Source organism: Mycolicibacterium celeriflavum (assembly GCF_010731795.1).
Classification (GTDB): Bacteria; Actinomycetota; Actinomycetes; order Mycobacteriales; family Mycobacteriaceae; genus Mycobacterium; species Mycobacterium celeriflavum.
Map to the genome: position 1 here is coordinate 1,430,533 of NZ_AP022591.1, position 18,520 is coordinate 1,449,052.

Consider the following 18,520-nt stretch of genomic DNA (forward strand, 5'->3'; position numbering starts at 1 on the left):
ACCTGTGAGCGCAGAATCCTGCGAGGTCGTCGTGCGGCGTGCGCGAACCTCGGATGTCCCCGCCATCAAAGCTCTGGTCGACATCTACTCCGGCAAGATCCTGCTGGAGAAGAATCTGGTGACGCTCTACGAAGCCGTGCAGGAGTTCTGGGTCGCCGAGAAAGACGGGGAACTGATCGGGTGTGGCGCGCTGCACGTGCTGTGGTCCGACCTCGGCGAGGTGCGCACCGTCGCGGTGCACCCGAAGGTCAGGGGCCACGGCGTCGGGCACGCGATCGTCGACCGGCTGCTCGACGTGGCCCGCGAGTTGCACCTCGAGCGGATCTTCGTGCTCACCTTCGAGGTCGAGTTCTTCAACAAACACGGATTCCAGGAGATCGACGGCACGCCGGTCACCGCTGAGGTCTTCGAGGAGATGTGCCGTTCGTATGACACCGGTGTCGCGGAGTTCCTCGACCTGTCGTTCGTCAAACCCAACATCCTCGGCAACACGCGAATGCTGTTGACGCTGTAGTGACTCGGGTGTAATTGGTCGCGGCTGCCGCAACCGACGACACCGAAATCACTCGTCGTCGTCGTCGCTGCCGGTGTCCGAACCGCGGATCGACGCGAGCGTGGCGGCCAGCTCGTCGGGTTTGACGAGCACCTCGCGGGCCTTGGAGCCCTCGCTCGGCCCGACGATGTTGCGCGTCTCCATCAAGTCCATCAACCGGCCCGCCTTGGCGAACCCGACCCGCAATTTGCGCTGCAACATCGACGTGGATCCGAACTGGCTGGACACCACGAGTTCGACCGCCTGCAGGAAGACGTCCATGTCGTCGCCGATGTCGGGGTCCACATCGGTGCGCTCACTGGTGGTCTTCGCGGTCGTGACGCCCTCGGTGTACTCCGGCTCGGCCTGTGCCTTCGTCGCCTCGACGACGGCGTGAATCTCCTCGTCGGTGATGAAGGCGCCCTGAAGCCGGATCGGCTTGTTGGCTCCCATCGGGATGAAGAGCCCGTCGCCCATGCCGATCAGCCTCTCCGCGCCCTGCTGATCGAGGATCACCCTGCTGTCGGTCAGTGACGAGGTCGCGAACGCCAGTCGCGACGGAACGTTGGTCTTGATCAGTCCGGTGACCACGTCGACCGATGGCCGCTGCGTCGCCAGCACGAGGTGGATGCCGGCGGCACGCGCCTTCTGGGTGATCCGCACCACCGCATCCTCGACGTCGCGCGGTGCGGTCATCATCAGGTCCGCCAGCTCGTCGACGATCGCCACCACATACGGGTAGGGCTTGTACTCGCGCTGGCTGCCCAATGGTGCGGTGATCTCCCCGGAGCGCACCTTCTTGTTGAAGTCGTCGATGTGACGCACCCGCGACGCCTGCATGTCCTGGTAGCGCTGCTCCATTTCCTCGACCAGCCAAGCCAGAGCGGCAGCGGCCTTCTTCGGCTGAGTCACGATCGGCGTGATCAGGTGCGGAATGCCCTCATACGGCGTCAGTTCCACCATTTTTGGATCGATCAGGATCATCCTGACCTCTTCGGGGGTGGCTCGGGCGAGCAGCGAGATCAGCATCGAGTTGATGAAACTGGACTTGCCCGAGCCCGTGGAACCGGCCACCAACAGATGCGGCATCTTCGCGAGATTCCATGAAATGTACTCGCCCTCAATGTCCTTGCCCAGCGCGATCACCAGCGGGTGGTGGTCGCCGCGCGTGGACGGGTCGGTGAGCACGTCGGCCAGGCGCACCATTTCCCGGTCGACGTTGGGCACCTCGATCCCGACGGCGGACTTGCCCGGGATAGGGGCGAGCATTCGCACGCTTTCCGTAGCCACCGCGTACGCGATGTTCTTCTGCAGCTGCGTGATCTTCTCGACCTTCACACCAGGACCGAGTTCCACCTCGTAGCGGGTGACGGTCGGTCCACGGGTGCAGCCGGTCACGGCGGCGTCGACCTTGAACTGCTGGAGCACCTCGGTGATCGCTTCGGCCGTGCGGTCGGTAGCGGAGCTGCGCCGCTTCGGCGGATCGCCCGCGATCAACAGATCCAGCGAGGGCAGCGTGTAGGGTCCGTCGACTACGCGATCCAGCGACAGGCTCTGCTGTCTGGCCGGCTTCTTCTTGCGGGACTTGGCGGTTGGCTCGGGAACCGTCGGTGCCTCGTCCTCGATGGGATAGTTCTCCATCGGCGTGCCCGCGGGCCACGCGCGCGCCGCATCGTCGCCGGGCGGGTACGAGTCGTCGTAATAGCCGTCGGAGAAGTCCTCGCGCTCAGCGATGACAGCGGTGTCCTCGTCGTCGTAATCGTCGTAGCCGTAGTCGCCGAAGCCTCGCGCAGAGAACATCGTTCGCACCGTCGACGGCACTTCGCGGATCGTGGTGCCGGTCACCAGCAGTACGCCGAACAGAACACCGATGAACAGCAGCGGCGCGGCGATCCACGGCGTCAGCCCGTCGGAGAGCGGACCGCCGATGGCGAAGCCGAAGAAGCCCGCGGCATGTTGCCGGTCAGCCGGAGCCTCGGGCGAGCCGGCCCACAGATGCCACAACCCGAGCGCGGGCAGCGCGATCATCGTCGAGCCGAGAATCAGCCTCGGCCTGGCGTCCGGGTCCGGTTCGGTGCGCATGAGCGTGATGCCGACCGCGGCCACTGCAAGCGGGACAAGCACGACGGCAGCGCCGATCAACGTCCGCAGGAAGCTGTCGAGCCACTCGCCCACCGGTCGCGCGGCGCCGAACCACGAACTCGCCGCGACGACGACGGCGAGGCCGAGCAGCGCAAGCGCGATCCCGTCGCGGCGATGGCCGGGTTCGAGATCGCGGGCACGACCGACCGAACGCGCGGTGCTGCCGGCACCCTTGGCCAACATCAGCCACCCCGCCCGCACCCCGCGACCCACCGTGGCGCCGGCCGACGAAATCGGCGACGCGGTACGACGCGGCGCCGGCTTACGACGGGGCGCCGTCCGGCTGCCCGATCGCGAACCGGCCTTTGACCTGCTCGAACGGTTCCCGGAGCGGGCGGCGGTCTTACTAGGCATGCCTGTAAGACTAGTCCCTTGGGCCCCAGATTCACCATCTGCCACACAAGTAACAACTGCATATAGATTGATGCCGTTCTGCGACCAGCCAGACGGTGCTCCCGATCGTCGCACTGCGCGTGGGTAGGCTGCTCTCGTCCTGCAGACACTCATCGAGGAGTCCCCCCGTCATGCCCGTTGTCGTCGTCGCCACCATGACCGCCAAGTCCGAATCCGTTGACGCCGTTCGGGAGGCGTGCAAGAAGGCCATCGAGGCGGTGCACGAGGAACCCGGGTGCCAGCTCTACGCCCTGCACGAATCCAACGGCACCTTCGTGTTCGTCGAGCAGTGGGCAGACGAAGACGCGTTGAAGACCCACAGCACCGCGCCCGCGATCGCAACGCTTTTCGGCACGGTGGGCGAGCATCTCGACGGTGCGCCTGACATCAAGCTGCTGCAGCCGGTCGTCGCAGGCGATCCGAGCAAGGGAGCACTGCGTCCCTGATGGCTCCGCTCGACGGCAAGGTCGCCTTCATCACCGGCGCTGCGAGGGGCCAGGGCCGGGCAGAAGCCCTCAAGCTGGCCTCCGACGGCGCGAACATCATCGCCGTCGACATCTGCGAGCAGATCGCGTCGGTCCCGTACCCGCTGGCGACTGCAGACGATCTGGCCGAGACCGTGAACCTCGTCGAGGACACCGGTGCGCGAATAGTGGCACGGCAAGCCGATGTTCGCGACCGCGAATCGTTGGAGCAGGCGCTGCAAGCCGGATTGGACGCCTTCGGCGGCCTGGACATCGTCGTCGCCAACGCGGGAATCGCCCCGATGCAGTCGGGTGAGGCCGGTTGGCTCGACGTGATCGACGTGAATCTTACCGGCGTCTTCCACACGATAGAGGTGACCCGCTATCCGCTGACCGAGCGCGGCGGCGGGGCGATTGTGCTGATCAGTTCGGTGATGGGCTTGGTGGGCGGGGGAAGCGACGACTCAGGCTCGATCGGCTACGCCGCCGCCAAGCACGGCATGGTCGGCCTGATGCGGGTCTACGCCAATCTCCTCGCGCCACACGGTATTCGAGTCAACTCGATACATCCGGCGGGTGTCGGGACCCCGATGATCGAGAACGAGTTCATTCAGCGGTGGCTGCAGGACGTCGTCACGCAGACCGGCAAGCCCGTCGACATGGGCAACGCGTTACCGGTCGAAATCCTCGACCCCGATGACACCGCCAACGCGGTCGCCTTCTTGGTGTCCGACGCCGCGCGCTACATTACCGGCGTGACGCTGCCCGTCGACGCGGGCTACATCAACAAGCGCTGAGGCTAGACCTCGATGACCGTCGGCACGATCATCGGCTGACGGCGGTACGTCTCGCCCACCCACTTGCCGACGCCCCGCCGCGCGGCCTGCGCGATGCGATTGAGGTCGGTCACCCGTTCCGCGGCAAGGGCTTCGAGCGCCTCCTCGACTTTACGAGTAGCGGGCTCCAGCGCCTTGGGATCCTCGGAGAATCCGCGCGAGTGCAGATGCGGCGGCGCCGCGGGCTTACCGGTACCGCGCTGGACGACGATGGTGATGCCGATGAATCCCGAAGAGAGCGTGAGCCGGTCGCCGACCACGGCGTCGCCCACATCCCCGGTGACCAGACCGTCGACGAACATCTTGCCCGTCGGTACCGCACCGGCGATCGATGCCCGGCCCGCCACCAGGTCGACGCTGACGCCGTTCTCGGCCAGCACGATGTTTTCTTCCGCAACACCGGTGCGGGCCGCAAGACCCGCGTTGGCCCGCAGCATCCGCCAGGTGCCGTGCACGGGCATCACATTGCGCGGTCGCACGCCGTTGTAGAGGAAGAGCAGCTCACCGGCGTATGCGTGTCCGGAAACATGAACGCGCACTTGCGCATTGGTGACGACACGTGCGCCGATCTTGGCCAGCGCGTCCAGCACGCCGAAGATCGCTTCCTCGTTGCCCGGTATCTGTGACGACGACATGATGATGAGGTCACCCGCCGTCAGGGTGATGCTGCGATGCTCACCCCGCGACATCCGTGACAACGCCGCCATCGGCTCGCCCTGTGTCCCCGTGGTAACCAGCACGACCCGCTCTGGCGCCATCATCTCCGCGGCGCCGATGTCGATGATGTCGTCATCGTTGGTCAGCGTCAGGTAGCCGAGCTCCTTCGCGATCCCCATGTTGCGGACCATCGACCGGCCGACGAATGCAACCTTGCGGCCCAGTGCCACCGAGGCGTCGATGATCTGTTGCACGCGACCGACATTCGACGCGAAGCAGGCCACGATGACGCGTCCCTGAGCGCTGCGGATCAGCCGATGCATGTTCGGCCCGATCTCGCTTTCCGACGGTCCTACACCGGGGATCTCCGCGTTGGTCGAGTCGCACAGGAACAGGTCCACCCCGGCATCGCCCAGTCGCGACATCCCGGGCAGATCGGTGGGCTTGCCGTCGGGCGGAGACTGGTCGAGCTTGATGTCACCGGTGTGCAGCACGGTGCCGGCACCGGTGTGTATTGCGATCGCCAGACACCCGGGAATCGAGTGGTTGACCGCGAAGTACTCGCATTCGAACACGCCGTGTCTGGAGCTCTGGCCCTCGTCGACTTCTACGAACACGGGCTTGATCCGGTGTTCACGACACTTCTCGGCGATCAGCGCGAGCGTGAATTTCGAACCGACCACGGGGATGTCGTGTCGTAGCTTCAGCAGGAAGGGGATGGCGCCAATGTGGTCCTCGTGCGCATGGGTGAGCACCAGGGCTTCCACGTCGTCGAGGCGGTCCTCGATCAAACGCAGGTCGGGCAAAATCAGGTCGACGCCGGGCTCGTCGTGCGTGGGGAACAACACTCCGCAGTCGACGATCAGCAGCCGGCCCAGATGCTCGAAAACGGTCATGTTACGGCCGATTTCGCTGATCCCGCCGAGCGCGGTGACCCGCAATGCGCCGGGGGCCAGCGGCCCCGGTCGGTTGAGTTCTTCGTTCACTACCGCAGCACCGCGGCCGCCCGCATATCGGCGACCAGCGCGTCGAGTTGTTCGGCCGTTGCGGGTATCTGCGGCAGCCTCGGGTCACCGGCCTCGAAACCCTGCAGCCGCAGACCCGCCTTCGACAGCGTCACTCCGCCCAGATGTGTCTGAGCGTTGTTCAGCGGCCCCAGCGTGACGTTGATCTTGCGGGCCGTCGCGATATCGCCGGACTGGAAAGCCGACAACATGTCCCGTAGCTGGCTGGCAGCCAGATGAGCCCAGACACTGACGAAGCCGACCGCCCCCATCGCGAGCCACGGCAGGTTCAGCGCATCGTCACCGGAGTAGTACGCCAACCCGGTTTCGGCGATGATCTGGCCGCCGCCGTGCAGGTCCCCCTTGGCGTCCTTGACGGCCACGATGTTGGGATGCTCGGCAAGCCTGCGCATTGTGTCCCACGTGATCGGGATGACCGACCGCGGTGGGATGTCGTAGAGGATGACCGGCAGATCCGTCGCATCGGCGATCGCGTTGAAGTGGGCGACCAGGCCGGCCTGCGGCGGCCGCGAGTAGTACGGCGTCACCGCCAACAGACCGTGGGCGCCCTCAGCGGCGGCGAGCTTGGCTCCGCGCACACTGTGGGCCGTGTCGTATGTGCCGACACCGGCGACGATGCGCGCGCGGTCGCCGACCGCCTCGAGCACCGCCCGCACCAGCGCAAGCTTCTCTTCGTCGGTGGTGGTCGGCGATTCACCGGTGGTTCCCGACAGGACCAGGCCGTCACACCCGGAGTCGACGAGTCGATTCGCCAACCGGGCCGCGGCGTCGGTATCCAGCGAGCCGTCGGGCTTGAACGGAGTCACCATTGCGGTCAGCACAGTGCCCAACTGGGCCGTTACGTCGATTCCGCTGGTGCTCACGGGGCTCAGATTACTCGCTTACCGTCACGCTTCAGTGGCCAGAGGGGACGTGGCGACCTCGGTGCCGTCGGCCAGCGCATAGATTTCGAAGTCGCTGAACACCTGCGGTGCGACATCGACGAGTCGGCGCAGGCATTCGATGGCCAGCCGACGAATCTCCACGTCGGCGTGCTCACTGGCCCGCATCGCGATGAAGTGCCGCCATGCCCGGTAGTTGCCGGTGACGACGATGCGGGTCTCGGTGGCGTTCGGCAGCACCGCCCGCGCCGCCTGGCGCGCCTGTTTGCGCCGCAGGACCGCGTTCGGCTGATCGGCGAATTTGGCCTCGAGACGGTCGAGCAGTTCGTTGTAGGTGGATCGGCTGGCGTCGGCGGCGGCGGCGAAGATCTCCGCCAGTTTGGGGTCGTCCTCGATACCCGGTGGCACCACGACCTGAGCGTCGCGCTCGGGAACGTAGCGCTGAGACAGCTGGGAGTAGGAGAAGTGCCGGTGGCGGATCAGCTCGTGGGTGCACGACCGAGAGATTCCGGTGATGTAGAAGGAAACCGACGCGTGCTCGAGCACCGAGAAGTGCCCGACGTCGATGATGTGCCGGATGTAGGCGGCATTCGTTGCGGTGCGCGGATTCGGCTTGGACCAGCTCTGATAGCACGCACGACCGGCGAACTCGACCAGGGCCGGCCCGCCGTCGGCGTCGGTGCTCCACGGCACCTCCGGCGGCGCGGTGAACTCCGTCTTGGCGATCAGTTGGACGCGCAGCGGCGTGGTCTCGGCCACGGCTCACCCTAACGTGGGCCGCCGACCAGGCCGTGGTGTGGCGCGTTGCAGGAACGTGCAGATGCGAGGTTTCGACCGTGGGCCCGCAGGGAACAAACCCGTTCTCAATCGGTGTTACCCAAGGACCGATCTTGAGAGGGAGTGTGACTGATGGCTACCGATTACGACGCACCCCGCGTTAAGGAGAGCGACGAGGCGGTCGACGAGTCGCTCGAGGCGATCGCCGCCAGGCGCCGCGGACAGGCCGATGTGGCGGTGCTCGACGTCGACGACGGCGACCCGGTCGACTCGATCGACCTGCCGGACGTCGATCTGTCGGGTGAGGAGCTCACCGTGCGGGTCATCCCGAAGCAGGCCGACGAGTTCACCTGCTCGAGTTGCTTCCTGGTGCAGCACCACAGCCGGCTCGCCCTGCAGTCCGGCGACCGGACGATCTGCGCCGACTGCGTCTGAGCAGGCTCGACCGATTCGTCTTTCGCCGAGCGTCGGGCTGCGTCTCTAGGACCTCGCGCGAGACGTACATCAACCCGACGCCCGGCGCAAAGCACACACCAGGTCGCCATTCTCGCCGACCGTAACGTCTCCTAATCCGAGCCATGACGCCATCGACCGCAATTCGCCCGCCAGCGCCGGTGCTACTACCGATCGCTCTGCGTCTGGCTCCGTGAACGCACCCACCACGTGTAGAACGCCCGCCGTCCGATCAGCCTTCAAATCCACACGCCCCACCAGTTCGCCGTCGAGCAGAAACGGCCACACGTAATAGCCGTACTGGCGCTTCGCCGCGGGAACGTAGATCTCGATGCGGTAATGAAATCCGAACAGCCGCTCGACCCGGGGCCGGAAGAAAATCAGCGGATCGAACGGACACAACAGCGCCGTCCCCCGGTTACGCCGCGGAATGATCTGTCCCGCCCGCAGATACGCGGGGCCCTTCCATCCGTCAACCTCGACCGGTTCCAGCGCACCGTCGGCGACCAGCTTCGCGATCGCGGGTTTCGCCTGACTCGGTGACAGTCGGAAGTAGTCGCGGAGGTCCGGCTCGGTCGCCACGCCCAGTGCACCGGCCGCGCGCAGCACCAGTTCGCGCACGGCGTCGTCGTCGTCGACCTCACGCGCCAAGACCTCCGCCGGCAACACCCGTTCGGTCAAGTCGTAATGCCGCGCGAAACCGACCCGCGTCGCCGTCGTCAACACGCCCGACGACCACAGCGCCTCGGTCACCCACTTCGTGTCGCTGCGGTCCCACCACGGACCCTTGCGGCCGCGCTGTTCGGCTCCCAGATGCGCTTCGATCTGCCCAGCCGTCGACGGGCCCAACTCCGTCACCGCGGCGACGACCTGCTCGGCCAGCTTCTCGTTTCGCTTGACAATGTGCGTGCCCCACCGGCCGTGGGTGTACTCGCGCATGCGCCAGCGCAGCAGCGGCCAGTCGTCGACGGCCATCAACGCGGCCTCGTGCGCCCAGTACTCGACCAGCAGCCGCGGAGAACGGGCCGAATGGCTCCATGCCGCCCGGTCCAACACATCGCGGTCGTAGGGCCCCAGCCGGCTGAACACCGGCGCGTAGTGGGCGCGCACCGACACCGACACCGAGTCCAACTGCAGCACCTGAATCCGTGAGATCAACCTGCGCAGGTGCGCACGGGTGACCGCACCGTTCGGCTTCGCATCGGCGAATCCCTGCGCCTCGACGGCGACACGCCGCGCCTGATCGGCCGTGAGTCTGGTCGGCACGCACCCCATCGTGCAACACGGCACCGACAAATCCCGCGCGAGTCTCGGCAGTCACATCGCGCGACGATTCGCAGGCAAAGCTCGGGTACAGCTCTGCGAAACGTCGATCGGTGTGACTGGTGCGCAGCCGACGCGCTCAGGCCCGCCGGTAGCTGTAGAACCGGTAACGCTGCCCCGACGTGCTGGTGACCCAGTCCCCCGCCACGCCGAGCCACGATTCGTCGAGCACCGGCGCCATCACGTCGGCATCCTGACGCGGCAGGTCGATCTCGATCTCGGTCACCTCGCAACGCGTGGCGATCGGCAGAGCCGCCGCATAAATCTGCGCGCCGCCGATCACCCAGACTGAAGCGTCGGTCAACGCGTCCTCCAGCGACGCCACCACGTCCGCCCCGTCGGCCGCATAGCCAACCCGGCGGGTGAGCACGACGTTTCTGCGTCCCGGCAGCGGCCGCACCTTCGCCGGCAGCGACTCCCACGTCAGCCTGCCCATCACGACCGTGTGGCCCATCGTCAGGTCTTTGAACCGTGCCTGATCCTCGGGCAGCCGCCACGGGATGCCGCCGCCACGGCCGATGACACCCGAAGTCGACTGAGCCCAGATGAGCCCTACCTCAGACCGCAACCGGGGCCTTGATCGCCGGGTGCGGATCGTAGTTGAGGATCGCGACGTCTTCGTAGGTGTATTCGAAGATCGAATCTCGCGGCGCCAGAACGAGTTCCGGATACGGCCGAGGCTCGCGGCTGAGCTGCTCGGTCACCTGCTCGACGTGGTTGTCGTAGATGTGGCAGTCCCCGCCGGTCCAGATGAACTCGCCGACATCCAGCCGGGCCTGCGCGGCCATCATGTGGGTCAGCAACGCATAGCTGGCGATGTTGAACGGAACCCCCAGGAAGAGGTCGGCGCTGCGCTGATAAAGCTGGCACGAAAGCCTGCCGTCCGCGACGTAGAACTGGAAGAACGCGTGGCACGGCGGCAGCGCCATCTGCGGGATCTGGCCGACGTTCCACGCCGAGACGATGTTGCGCCGCGAGTCCGGATCGGACTTCAGCAGCTCCAGCGCGGCACTGATCTGGTCGATGTGCTCACCCGACGGGGTCGGCCACGACCGCCACTGCACCCCGTAGACGGGTCCGAGATCCCCTGTCGGAGAGGCCCATTCGTCCCAGATGGTGACTCCACGCTCCTGCAGCCAGCGCACGTTGGAGTCGCCACGCAGAAACCACAACAATTCGTAGACGATCGACTTGGTGTGCACCTTCTTGGTGGTGATCAGCGGAAAGCCGTCCGCCAGGTCGTATCGCATCTGGTGGCCGAACAGGCTGCGGGTGCCGGTGCCGGTGCGGTCCGACTTGGCCGTCCCACGCTCCATCACCAGCCGCAGTAGATCTTCGTAGGGCGTGGCGATCGGCACGCCGCCAAGCTTACGTCCAGAGCCGACGAGTAGAACGGAAGCCATGCCGAGCATCTCCGCCACCGTCAGCACCGCTGACGGCACCTGCCCTGTCACCCTGCACACCCCCAACGGCACCGGACCGTGGACCGGCGTCGTGATGTACGTCGACGCCGGTGGCGTGCGCGACACCTTCCAGGAGATGGCGGCTCGCCTGGCCGGCTTCGGCCACGCGGTGCTGCTGCCCGACGTGTACTACCGCCACGGCGACTGGGAGCCCTTCGACATGACGACCGCGTTCACCGACCCGAAGCAGCGCAAGCGACTGTTCCGGATGATCTCGTCGATCACGCCCGACATGATGGCCGCCGACGCCACGGCATTCTTCGACTTCCTGGCCGGCCGTCCTGAGGTCAAGGGCGACACGTTCGGCGTCTGCGGCTACTGCATGGGTGGCCGGACGTCGGTCATCGTCGCCGGCCGGGTGCCTGACCGCGTCGGCGCAGCGGGCTCCTTTCATGCCGGCGGTCTGGTCACCGACGATCCCGCCAGCCCGCATCTGCTGGCCGACCGGATCAAGGCCACGGTGTATGTCGCCGGCGCCTCCAAGGACCGCGGGTTCACGACTGAGGATGCCGAGACCCTCGACAAGGCGCTGACCGCGGCCAACGTCTCCCACACCGTGGAGTTCTATCCCGCCGAACACGGGTTCGCGGTGCCCGACAATGCGCCGTACGACGAAGAGGCCGCCGAACGTCATTGGATCGCGCTGCAGGAACTGTTCGAATCCGCCTTGCCCAATTAACGCCCAATTGCCCCTGTCCGAGCACGCCACGCGGCGTTGATACGCAACGATGATCCGATGGACGGTTTGGAACCCGACACTCACCAGGAACACGACGACGTCGGCTCGCGTATCGACCCGGTGCTCGCCCGCAGCTGGCTCTTGGTGAACGGGGCACAGTACGAGCGGTTCGCGCCCGCCGTGCGGTCCCGAGCGGACATCGTCGTCCTGGACATCGAGGATGCGGTCGCCCCGAAGGACAAGGTTCTGGCCCGCGAGAACGTGGTCCGCTGGCTCGATGAGGGAAACACCGACTGGGTCCGCATCAACGGGTTCGGCACACCATGGTGGGCAGACGATCTCGACACTCTGGGAAAGACATCGGTCGGCGGAGTGATGCTGGCGATGGTCGAATCCGTCGACCATGTCACCGAAACCGCCAACCGGCTGCCGAACGTGCCGATCGTCGCGCTGGTCGAAACGGCGCGGGGGCTCGAGCGAATCACCGCCATCGCCGCGGCGAAAGGGACGTTCCGATTGGCCTTCGGTATCGGCGATTTCCGGCGCGACACGGGCTTCGGCGAGAGCCCGACCACGCTGGCGTATGCGCGGTCGCGGTTCACGATCGCCGCGAAAGCCGCCCACCTGCCGAGCGCGATCGACGGCCCGACAGTCGGTTCGAGTGCGCTCAAGCTCAGCGAGGCCACCGCGGTTTCCGCCGAGTTCGGCATGACCGGCAAGATCTGCCTGACCCCCGAGCAGTGCGCCACCGTCAACGAAGGACTCTCCCCGTCACCCGAGGAAATCGCTTGGGCCAAGGAGTTTTTCACCGAGTTCGAACGCGACGGCGGCGAGATCCGCAACGGCTCGGACCTACCCCGCATTGCGAGGGCCAACAAGATCCTCGAACTGGCCCGGGCATACGGCATCGAGGTGTCCGCGTTCGACGACGTCGACGATCCGGCACACATTCCGGCGCCGTCGGACACCTACCACTACTGAGGCTTTTCGGGCTCGCTCTCATTGCGGTGCAGGAAGCGGCGGACGGCGCGCAAGATGCCCCTGCCCGCGTAGATGCCCGCCGCGACGGACACCACGATCATCGCGATGAACATCACCAGCCAGTTGGACCGGCTGTGACTGACATTCCACCAGATGAAGGTGAACAACAGAGCGCAGATGAACACCACGATGTCGCGCCAATTGCCTTTGTACGACATTGCCGCCTCGCGCAATTGGCGACTGCGTTCGCCGGCCGAGATCAGATCGTCGATGCGCTCGTCGATGCTGGCTTGCAGACGGGCGCGGCGCTCCACTTGATCTGGCGGAATTCGTTCCAGCAGGTCGAGATCCTTGATGATCAAACCGCGGACGTCGGGCGGTTTGAGATTTCCTGCGATCACACCCAACATGGCACCGCCCGCGATCGGCGCTGCGCCTAGGGCGAGATCGGCAATTCCCGGCATGCCTAGTCCTCCATCAGGGTCGCGGCCAATGTGCCGCCCAATTCGTAGGCTCGCTCACGGACACCGGCGTCAACGGGTCCGACGACCTCGAGCACATCCGCCACCTTGGACAGTGCCAGCCCCGCGGCGAGCTTGTCCACCGCGTTGACTGCGCCGACGGTGTCGTTGTTGCCGTGCACCCACATCCCGTACGGGCGTCCGCCGACGTGGTCGAGGCTCGGGTAGTACACGGTGTCGAAGAAGTGCTTGAGCGCGCCGCTCATGTACCCGAAGTTGGCGGTCGTCCCGAACAGGTAGCCGTCGGCGTCGAGCATGTCGGGCAGGGTTGCGGCCAACGCCGGTCTGACGACGACGTCGACACCGGTGATCTCGGGGTCCTTGGCGCCGTCGACCACGGCCTCGAGCAACTCGCGGGTGCCCGGCGATGGGGTGTGGTGGACCACCAACAGCGTCTTGCTCATCGGCGTTCCTCCAGTTCGACGGCCTTCTTCATCGCTTCCCGCGCGCGGCTGCGGTCACCGGCGTAGTCGTACGCCCGTGCCAGTCGATACCACCGCCGCCAGTTGTCCGGGTCGTTCTCCAATTCTTCACGCACGGTCGCGAACAGCTCATCGGCGGCGTCCCGCTGGATCCGTCCCGACGGCATCCGCGGCAACGCGCTGACGTCGAGCTCCAGGCCCTCCTCTCGGACGATGCGCGCGAGCCGCTGATGCGTCAGGCCCGCGCGCAGCGTGCTGAGCATGGCCCAGAGCCCGATCACCGGCAGGATCATCAGCGCCAAGCCCAGGCCGACGGCGGCCGCCTCCCCCGTGGCGACGAACGCCATCGCGATGCGTCCGAGCAGCACGAAGTAGACGACCAGCGCAACGCACATGAAGCCGATCAGCAGTTGAACGCGCACTGCGCGACCGCCGTCGGCCATTACAGATCGAGAAGCGGCTCGATACCCACGGTGAGCCCGGGCCGCTCGGCCACGCGTCGCACGGCGAGCAAAACGCCGGGCACGAACGAGGTCCGGTCCAGGCTGTCGTGCCGAATCGTCAGCGTTTCCCCCTGCGTGCCGAACAGCACCTCCTGGTGGGCGACGAGCCCCGCCAGGCGCACGGAGTGCACCGGAACACCGTCCACGTCGGCACCGCGGGCGCCTTCCAGACCGGTGCTGGTGGCATCTGGATTGGGAGGCATATCTTTTCGTGCCTCGGCGATGAGTCGCGCGGTGCGTGCCGCGGTGCCGGACGGCGCATCGGCCTTGTGCGGGTGGTGCAGTTCGATGACTTCGACGGACTCGAAGTAGCGAGCTGCCTGCTGCGCGAAATGCATCGACAACACCGCACCGATCGCGAAGTTGGGCGCGATGAGAACCGCAGCGCCCGGTTTGGCGTCCAACCATTGACGGACCTGTGCTAACCGCTCGTCGGTGAAGCCGGTGGTGCCGACGACGGCGTGTATTCCGTTCTCGACGAGAAACCGCAGGTTGTCCATCACGACTTCGGGATGGGTGAAGTCGATGACGACCTCGGTCTGGGCGTCGACAAGCCGGCTCAACGGGTCGTCGGCGTCGACTCCGGCCGCGAATGTCAGGTCATCGGCGGCCTCGACGGCCTCGACCATCGTGGTGCCGACCTTGCCCCTGGCGCCAAGAACTCCGACTCGCATGCGGTCACCCTATCCGCCCACGGCACAGCCGCCCCTCCCCTACCATCGGCGCATGCAGGACGCCAAGATACTGATCACCGGTGCGACGGGTCAGGTCGCGGCTCCCGTCGCCGAGGCTCTCGCCGCCGACAACGAGGTCTGGGGCATCGCCCGGTTCACCGATGCCACGGCCCGCGACGGGCTCGCAGCGGCCGGGGTGCGCTGCGAAGCCGTCAATATGGCGGCAGGGGTTTTCGACTCCCTGCCAAGAGATTTCGATTACGTGCTCAACTTCGCGGTAGCCAAGAGCGGCCGCTGGGACAAGGACCTCGGCGCCAACGCGGAATCGGTCGGCCTGCTGATGGCCCACTGCCCCGACACGAAGGCGTTCCTGCACTGCTCCTCGGCCGCGGTCTACGACCCGCCGCACGACGAGCCGCGAACCGAGAACGCCGCTCTGGGCGACAACCACAAGCAGCTGTTCCCGACGTATTCCATCTCCAAGATCGCCGGCGAGGTCGTCGTCCGGTCCATGGCCCGCGCACTCGGCGTGCCGGCGACGGTCGCCCGGCTCAACGTCCCCTACGGCGACAACGGAGGGTGGCCGTTGTTCCACCTGGAGATGATCCTGGCCGGGACGCCGATCCCGGTGCCGCCGGGCCCGCCGGCGCTCTACAACCCGATCCACGAGCACGACATCATTGCGACCGTTCCGAAACTGCTTGCGGCCGCATCTGTTCCGGCGACGACCATTAACTGGGCCGGTGAACAGATGATCAGCGTCCAGGAGTGGTGCACCTACCTCGGCTCGTTGGTGGGCCGCGAACCGGTGTTCGAGGTGGACGGGAATGCGTTGCGCGGCAACCCGGTTGACGTCAGCCGAATGAGAGAGCTCGTCGGCACCACCACGGTGGACTGGCGCGACGGGCTGCGCCGCATGGCGGCCAAGTGCCACCCGGATCTCGTCGACGTGTGACACCGCTCGGCGAATCTACAGCGGCGAGGCGCCCCGCAAATGCTCGAAGATCAGCGAGGTCTGGGTGCCGGCGACGTCGGCGTCGGCGTTGAGGTTCTCCACCACGAACGACCGCAGGTCATCGGTGTCTCGCGCGGCGACATGCAGGATGAAGTCGTCGGCACCCGCGAGAAAGTACACGTTCATCACCTGCGGCATGCGCCGGATCTGCTGGATGAAGCTTCCGATCTTGCCGCGTGCGCTGGACTGCAGGCTCACCGAGATCATCGCCTGCAGCGGCAGACCGATCGCGGCCGGGTCGATGTCGGTGTAGAAACCGCGGATCACCCCCAACTCCTGGAGTCGGCGCACCCGGCCGTGGCAGGTCGACGGCGCGATTCCCACGGCGTCGGCGAGCGCGTGGTTCGACATCCGCGCGTCGCGATGCAACGCGGTCAGGATCCGGCGGTCGACATCGTCGAGCGCGTACGGCCGAACATCCTTCGGCTGCTCTGCCGCCCCCCGCTGCTTGGCCGAAGAAGACGTCGTCACACAGCGACAGTACAGAATTTTCCGCTCATTTGTTGCCGGTAAACCGAAGTTTCTTCAAACTGGAGGTATAAGGTTCAACCCGAGGAGCGGCCATGCGCGTCGGCATCCCGAGCGAGATCAAGAACAACGAGTTGCGGGTCGCCATCACCCCGGCGGGTGTCGCGGAGTTGGTGCATCACGGCCACGAGGTGATCATCCAGTCCGGCGCGGGCGAGGGTTCGGCGATCGCGGACGCCGACTTCAAGCGCGCGGGCGCCCAGGTGATCAACTGCGCCGACCAGGTGTGGGCCGAGGCCGAACTGTTGCTGAAGGTCAAGGAACCGGTCGAAGCGGAGTACCACCGGATACGCCGCGGCCAGACCCTGTTCGCCTACCTGCATCTGGCGGCCTCGCGACCGTGCACCGATGCGCTGATGGCTTCCGGCACAACGTCGATCGCGTACGAAACGGTCCAGACCGCCGATGGTGCGCTTCCGCTGCTGGCCCCGATGAGCGAAGTGGCCGGGCGGCTGTCGGCGCAGGTCGGGGCGTATCACCTGATGTCCAGCCACGGTGGCCGGGGCGTGGTGATGGGAGGTGTGCCGGGTGTGGCGCCCGCCGACGTCGTCGTGATCGGCTGCGGCACCGCCGGCTACCACGCCGCGCGGGTGGCCGCCGGCATGGGCGCCCACGTCACCGTGTTCGACGTCAACATCGACAGGTTGCGCGAAATGGACGCCGAGTTCGGCGGCCGGATCGAGACCCGCTACTCGTCGATCCTCGAACTCGAGGACGCCGTCAAACACGCCGACCTGGTGATCGGCGCGGTGCTGGTGCCGGGCGCCAAGGCGCCCAAACTGGTGACCAACTCGACCGTCGCCCACATGAAGCCGGGCGCAGTGCTGGTCGACATCGCGATCGACCAGGGCGGTTGCTTCGAGGATTCCCGACCGACCACCCACGACGACCCGACGTTCGCCGTGCACGACACCAATTTCTATTGCGTCGCCAACATGCCCGGCGCCGTGCCCCGCACCTCGACATACGCGCTCACGAACGCCACCATGCCCTACGTGCTGGCGTTGGCCGATCAGGGCTGGCAGGCGGCCTCCCGGGCGGATGCTGCGCTGGCCAAGGGCCTGTCCACGCATGCCGGGGCGCTGCTGTCCGAACGCGTCGCGGCCGATCTCGGCCTGCCCTACACCGATCCGGCGTCAGTGCTGGTCTGAACGCTGGGCGCGCGGTTGTGCGCTGGGCGCGCTTCCGGTGTGGCCCCGAAATGATAGGGATTCGCCCGATTCCTCCCCCGCCGTTGGTGCCATAGCGTTGACGTCAGCGGCTGGCGTCGGGGGCGCATGGGGGGACAGCCGCTCCACCGGTCGCCCCGGCCGCGGGGAGTCGGGGCGGTTCGGGGGCGTTCAGGCGAGCAGCGCAGCAACAAGCAGCGCGGCCAGCTCGCCGATCAGTGGTCGCATGTTCGGTGCATTCGGGTCATTCCCGGCCGATCGCGTCATCAACGCCAGCAGCAGCCGTCGGCCGTCGGGACCATAGGCGACGCCCACGTCGTTGGTGCTGGCGTAGTCGCCGCTGCCGGTCTTGTCGGCCGTCGTCCACCCCGGCGGGAGCGCCGGTCGCACGCTCGACGTCTGGTTGGCCCGCATCCAGTCCTCGAGCTGCCGGCGTTGCGGCTCCGCGAGCACGGCGCCGGTGAGCATCGAGCGGTAGCCGCCGCCGATGGCCTCGGGTGTGGTGGTGTCGCGGGGGTCGCCGGGGACTGCCGCGTTGAGCTCGACTTCCCACCGGTCCAGCCGTGATCGTTGGTCGCCGATGCTGCGGGCGAAGTCGGTGATTGCGGGCGGTCCACCGATCGCACGGAGCAGCAGATTGCCTGCGGCGTTGTCGCTTCTCTGCAGGGCGGCTTCACACAGTTCGGCAAGCGACATCGTCTGCCCGACCCGGGTCTGGGTGACCGGCGAGTTGGGCACGATGTCGGTCTGGTCGATGGTGACGCGATCCGAGAGCGCGAGCTCATCGCGCTCGGCTTTCTGCAGGATCCGCGCGGCGGCGTAGCCCTTGAACGTCGAGCACATCGCGAACGGCTCCTGCGCGCGGTGCCTGATGGTCTGTCCGGTGTCCAGGTTGACTGCGAAGACCCCGATGAGCGCGTTGTGCTGGCGCTCGAACTCGCCGATTCGGGCGTCGATCGGCGGTACGGACCGGGGATCGGCGGCCGCTTGCCTTTCGGTGCAGGCGGCGAGGGCTGCCAGCGTCAAGCCACCGATCAGGACATGCCGCCGCGACAGTCGAGTCATCGACCCAACGGTAGACG

At 66.5% G+C, this 18,520-nt stretch carries 21 protein-coding genes; 8 read left to right on the forward strand and 13 right to left on the reverse strand.

What is annotated here, in order from left to right; genetic code table 11:
• The first annotated feature begins 4 nt into the window (after window positions 1-4).
• Window positions 5-514, forward strand: coding sequence for an amino-acid N-acetyltransferase (locus G6N18_RS06970; protein ID WP_234806074.1), 510 nt, complete (start codon window positions 5-7; stop codon window positions 512-514).
• A 48-nt stretch (window positions 515-562) separates the two neighbouring features.
• Here G6N18_RS06970 and G6N18_RS06975 read toward each other — a convergent pair whose 3' ends face one another.
• A complete protein-coding gene (locus G6N18_RS06975; RefSeq protein ID WP_109749337.1) occupies window positions 563-3,181 on the reverse strand; it encodes an FtsK/SpoIIIE family DNA translocase in 2,619 nt (872 codons plus the stop codon).
• Window positions 3,182-3,198: 17 nt separating this feature from the next.
• Between G6N18_RS06975 and G6N18_RS06980 the strand changes: the two genes are divergently transcribed.
• Window positions 3,199-3,513, forward strand: a complete 315-nt coding sequence (locus G6N18_RS06980; RefSeq protein WP_082999920.1) for a putative quinol monooxygenase — start codon at window positions 3,199-3,201, stop codon at window positions 3,511-3,513.
• Window positions 3,513-4,328, forward strand: coding sequence for a mycofactocin-coupled SDR family oxidoreductase (locus G6N18_RS06985; RefSeq protein WP_082999919.1), 816 nt, complete (start codon window positions 3,513-3,515; stop codon window positions 4,326-4,328). Before G6N18_RS06980 ends, G6N18_RS06985 begins: the two co-directional genes overlap by 1 nt.
• A gap of 2 nt (window positions 4,329-4,330) precedes the next feature.
• On the opposite strand, the gene G6N18_RS06990 is transcribed toward G6N18_RS06985, so the two are convergent.
• The 3 genes from G6N18_RS06990 to thyX form a co-directional block, all read right to left on the reverse strand.
• Window positions 4,331-6,010, reverse strand: coding sequence for a ribonuclease J (locus G6N18_RS06990; protein ID WP_082999918.1), 1,680 nt, complete (start codon window positions 6,008-6,010; stop codon window positions 4,331-4,333).
• Window positions 6,010-6,858, reverse strand: a complete 849-nt coding sequence (dapA, locus tag G6N18_RS06995; protein WP_234806082.1) for a 4-hydroxy-tetrahydrodipicolinate synthase — start codon at window positions 6,856-6,858, stop codon at window positions 6,010-6,012. The genes G6N18_RS06990 and dapA overlap by 1 nt, the downstream gene beginning before the upstream one ends.
• 78 nt (window positions 6,859-6,936) lie before the next feature.
• A complete protein-coding gene (gene thyX, locus G6N18_RS07000; protein ID WP_082999916.1) occupies window positions 6,937-7,689 on the reverse strand; it encodes an FAD-dependent thymidylate synthase in 753 nt (250 codons plus the stop codon).
• A 150-nt stretch (window positions 7,690-7,839) separates the two neighbouring features.
• Between thyX and G6N18_RS07005 the strand changes: the two genes are divergently transcribed.
• On the forward strand, window positions 7,840-8,142 hold the full coding sequence (locus G6N18_RS07005; RefSeq protein ID WP_067215235.1) for a DUF4193 domain-containing protein: 303 nt from the start codon (window positions 7,840-7,842) through the stop codon (window positions 8,140-8,142).
• A 69-nt stretch (window positions 8,143-8,211) separates the two neighbouring features.
• Here the strand turns inward: G6N18_RS07005 and G6N18_RS07010 are convergent, their stop codons facing one another.
• The 3 genes from G6N18_RS07010 to G6N18_RS07020 all read right to left on the reverse strand — a co-directional run bounded on the left by G6N18_RS07010 (window position 8,212) and on the right by G6N18_RS07020 (window position 10,841).
• On the reverse strand, window positions 8,212-9,435 hold the full coding sequence (locus G6N18_RS07010; protein ID WP_082999915.1) for a winged helix-turn-helix domain-containing protein: 1,224 nt from the start codon (window positions 9,433-9,435) through the stop codon (window positions 8,212-8,214).
• A 127-nt stretch (window positions 9,436-9,562) separates the two neighbouring features.
• Window positions 9,563-10,051, reverse strand: a complete 489-nt coding sequence (locus tag G6N18_RS07015) for a dihydrofolate reductase (protein WP_082999914.1) — start codon at window positions 10,049-10,051, stop codon at window positions 9,563-9,565.
• On the reverse strand, window positions 10,041-10,841 hold the full coding sequence (locus tag G6N18_RS07020; protein ID WP_082999913.1) for a thymidylate synthase: 801 nt from the start codon (window positions 10,839-10,841) through the stop codon (window positions 10,041-10,043). Before G6N18_RS07020 ends, G6N18_RS07015 begins: the two co-directional genes overlap by 11 nt.
• Window positions 10,842-10,884: 43 nt before the next feature.
• Between G6N18_RS07020 and G6N18_RS07025 the strand changes: the two genes are divergently transcribed.
• Window positions 10,885-11,625, forward strand: coding sequence for a dienelactone hydrolase family protein (locus tag G6N18_RS07025; protein WP_082999912.1), 741 nt, complete (start codon window positions 10,885-10,887; stop codon window positions 11,623-11,625).
• 57 nt (window positions 11,626-11,682) lie between these two features.
• Window positions 11,683-12,606, forward strand: a complete 924-nt coding sequence (locus tag G6N18_RS07030; RefSeq protein ID WP_082999911.1) for an HpcH/HpaI aldolase/citrate lyase family protein — start codon at window positions 11,683-11,685, stop codon at window positions 12,604-12,606.
• Here the strand turns inward: G6N18_RS07030 and G6N18_RS07035 are convergent.
• From G6N18_RS07035 to dapB, 4 genes are read right to left on the reverse strand one after another with little or no spacing between them, the layout of a single operon-like run.
• The gene (locus G6N18_RS07035; RefSeq protein WP_067224948.1) at window positions 12,600-13,070 is read right to left on the reverse strand and encodes a hypothetical protein; all 471 of its coding nucleotides are present in this window, start codon (window positions 13,068-13,070) and stop codon (window positions 12,600-12,602) included. The two genes, G6N18_RS07030 and G6N18_RS07035, sit on opposite strands and share 7 nt — an antisense overlap.
• Before the next feature lie 2 nt (window positions 13,071-13,072).
• Window positions 13,073-13,531 (reverse strand): flavodoxin family protein, encoded by a 459-nt coding sequence (locus tag G6N18_RS07040; protein ID WP_067224949.1) that lies wholly within the window; start codon window positions 13,529-13,531, stop codon window positions 13,073-13,075.
• Window positions 13,528-13,992: a tetratricopeptide repeat protein gene (locus G6N18_RS07045; protein ID WP_082999910.1), complete on the reverse strand. Its 465-nt coding sequence runs from the start codon at window positions 13,990-13,992 to the stop codon at window positions 13,528-13,530. Before G6N18_RS07045 ends, G6N18_RS07040 begins: the two co-directional genes overlap by 4 nt.
• Entirely contained in the window at window positions 13,992-14,726 is a 735-nt protein-coding gene (dapB, locus tag G6N18_RS07050) for a 4-hydroxy-tetrahydrodipicolinate reductase (RefSeq protein ID WP_082999909.1), read from the reverse strand. The genes G6N18_RS07045 and dapB overlap by 1 nt, the downstream gene beginning before the upstream one ends.
• 52 nt (window positions 14,727-14,778) lie before the next feature.
• Between dapB and G6N18_RS07055 the strand changes: the two genes are divergently transcribed.
• A complete protein-coding gene (locus G6N18_RS07055) occupies window positions 14,779-15,681 on the forward strand; it encodes an NAD-dependent epimerase/dehydratase family protein (RefSeq protein ID WP_082999908.1) in 903 nt (300 codons plus the stop codon).
• 15 nt (window positions 15,682-15,696) lie between these two features.
• Here the strand turns inward: G6N18_RS07055 and G6N18_RS07060 are convergent, their stop codons facing one another.
• Window positions 15,697-16,212 carry an HTH-type transcriptional regulator AldR gene (locus G6N18_RS07060; RefSeq protein ID WP_082999907.1) on the reverse strand — a complete coding sequence of 172 codons (516 nt, stop codon included), beginning with the start codon at window positions 16,210-16,212 and terminating at the stop codon, window positions 15,697-15,699.
• A gap of 92 nt (window positions 16,213-16,304) precedes the next feature.
• Here G6N18_RS07060 and ald point away from each other — a divergent pair, with 92 nt between their 5' ends.
• Window positions 16,305-17,420: an alanine dehydrogenase gene (gene ald, locus G6N18_RS07065; RefSeq protein WP_082999906.1), complete on the forward strand. Its 1,116-nt coding sequence runs from the start codon at window positions 16,305-16,307 to the stop codon at window positions 17,418-17,420.
• 189 nt (window positions 17,421-17,609) lie between these two features.
• On the opposite strand, the gene bla is transcribed toward ald, so the two are convergent.
• Window positions 17,610-18,503 carry a class A beta-lactamase gene (gene bla, locus G6N18_RS07070; RefSeq protein WP_067224955.1) on the reverse strand — a complete coding sequence of 298 codons (894 nt, stop codon included), beginning with the start codon at window positions 18,501-18,503 and terminating at the stop codon, window positions 17,610-17,612.
• Between the last annotated feature and the right edge of the window lie 17 nt (window positions 18,504-18,520).

Coding starts and splice junctions, on each gene's coding strand:
- G6N18_RS06975 (WP_109749337.1), bottom strand. CDS start 3,181: ATGAGTGTCTGCAGGACGAGAGCAGCCTACCCACGCGCAGTGCGACGA.
- G6N18_RS06980 (WP_082999920.1), top strand. CDS start 3,199: ATGCCCGTTGTCGTCGTCGCCACCATGACCGCCAAGTCCGAATCCGTT.
- G6N18_RS06985 (WP_082999919.1), top strand. CDS start 3,513: ATGGCTCCGCTCGACGGCAAGGTCGCCTTCATCACCGGCGCTGCGAGG.
- dapA (WP_234806082.1), bottom strand. CDS start 6,858: ATGGTGACTCCGTTCAAGCCCGACGGCTCGCTGGATACCGACGCCGCG.
- G6N18_RS07005 (WP_067215235.1), top strand. CDS start 7,840: ATGGCTACCGATTACGACGCACCCCGCGTTAAGGAGAGCGACGAGGCG.
- G6N18_RS07010 (WP_082999915.1), bottom strand. CDS start 9,435: ATGGGGTGCGTGCCGACCAGACTCACGGCCGATCAGGCGCGGCGTGTC.
- G6N18_RS07025 (WP_082999912.1), top strand. CDS start 10,885: ATGCCGAGCATCTCCGCCACCGTCAGCACCGCTGACGGCACCTGCCCT.
- G6N18_RS07030 (WP_082999911.1), top strand. CDS start 11,683: ATGGACGGTTTGGAACCCGACACTCACCAGGAACACGACGACGTCGGC.
- G6N18_RS07035 (WP_067224948.1), bottom strand. CDS start 13,070: ATGCCGGGAATTGCCGATCTCGCCCTAGGCGCAGCGCCGATCGCGGGC.
- G6N18_RS07040 (WP_067224949.1), bottom strand. CDS start 13,531: ATGAGCAAGACGCTGTTGGTGGTCCACCACACCCCATCGCCGGGCACC.
- G6N18_RS07045 (WP_082999910.1), bottom strand. CDS start 13,992: ATGGCCGACGGCGGTCGCGCAGTGCGCGTTCAACTGCTGATCGGCTTC.
- dapB (WP_082999909.1), bottom strand. CDS start 14,726: ATGCGAGTCGGAGTTCTTGGCGCCAGGGGCAAGGTCGGCACCACGATG.
- G6N18_RS07055 (WP_082999908.1), top strand. CDS start 14,779: ATGCAGGACGCCAAGATACTGATCACCGGTGCGACGGGTCAGGTCGCG.
- ald (WP_082999906.1), top strand. CDS start 16,305: ATGCGCGTCGGCATCCCGAGCGAGATCAAGAACAACGAGTTGCGGGTC.
- bla (WP_067224955.1), bottom strand. CDS start 18,503: ATGACTCGACTGTCGCGGCGGCATGTCCTGATCGGTGGCTTGACGCTG.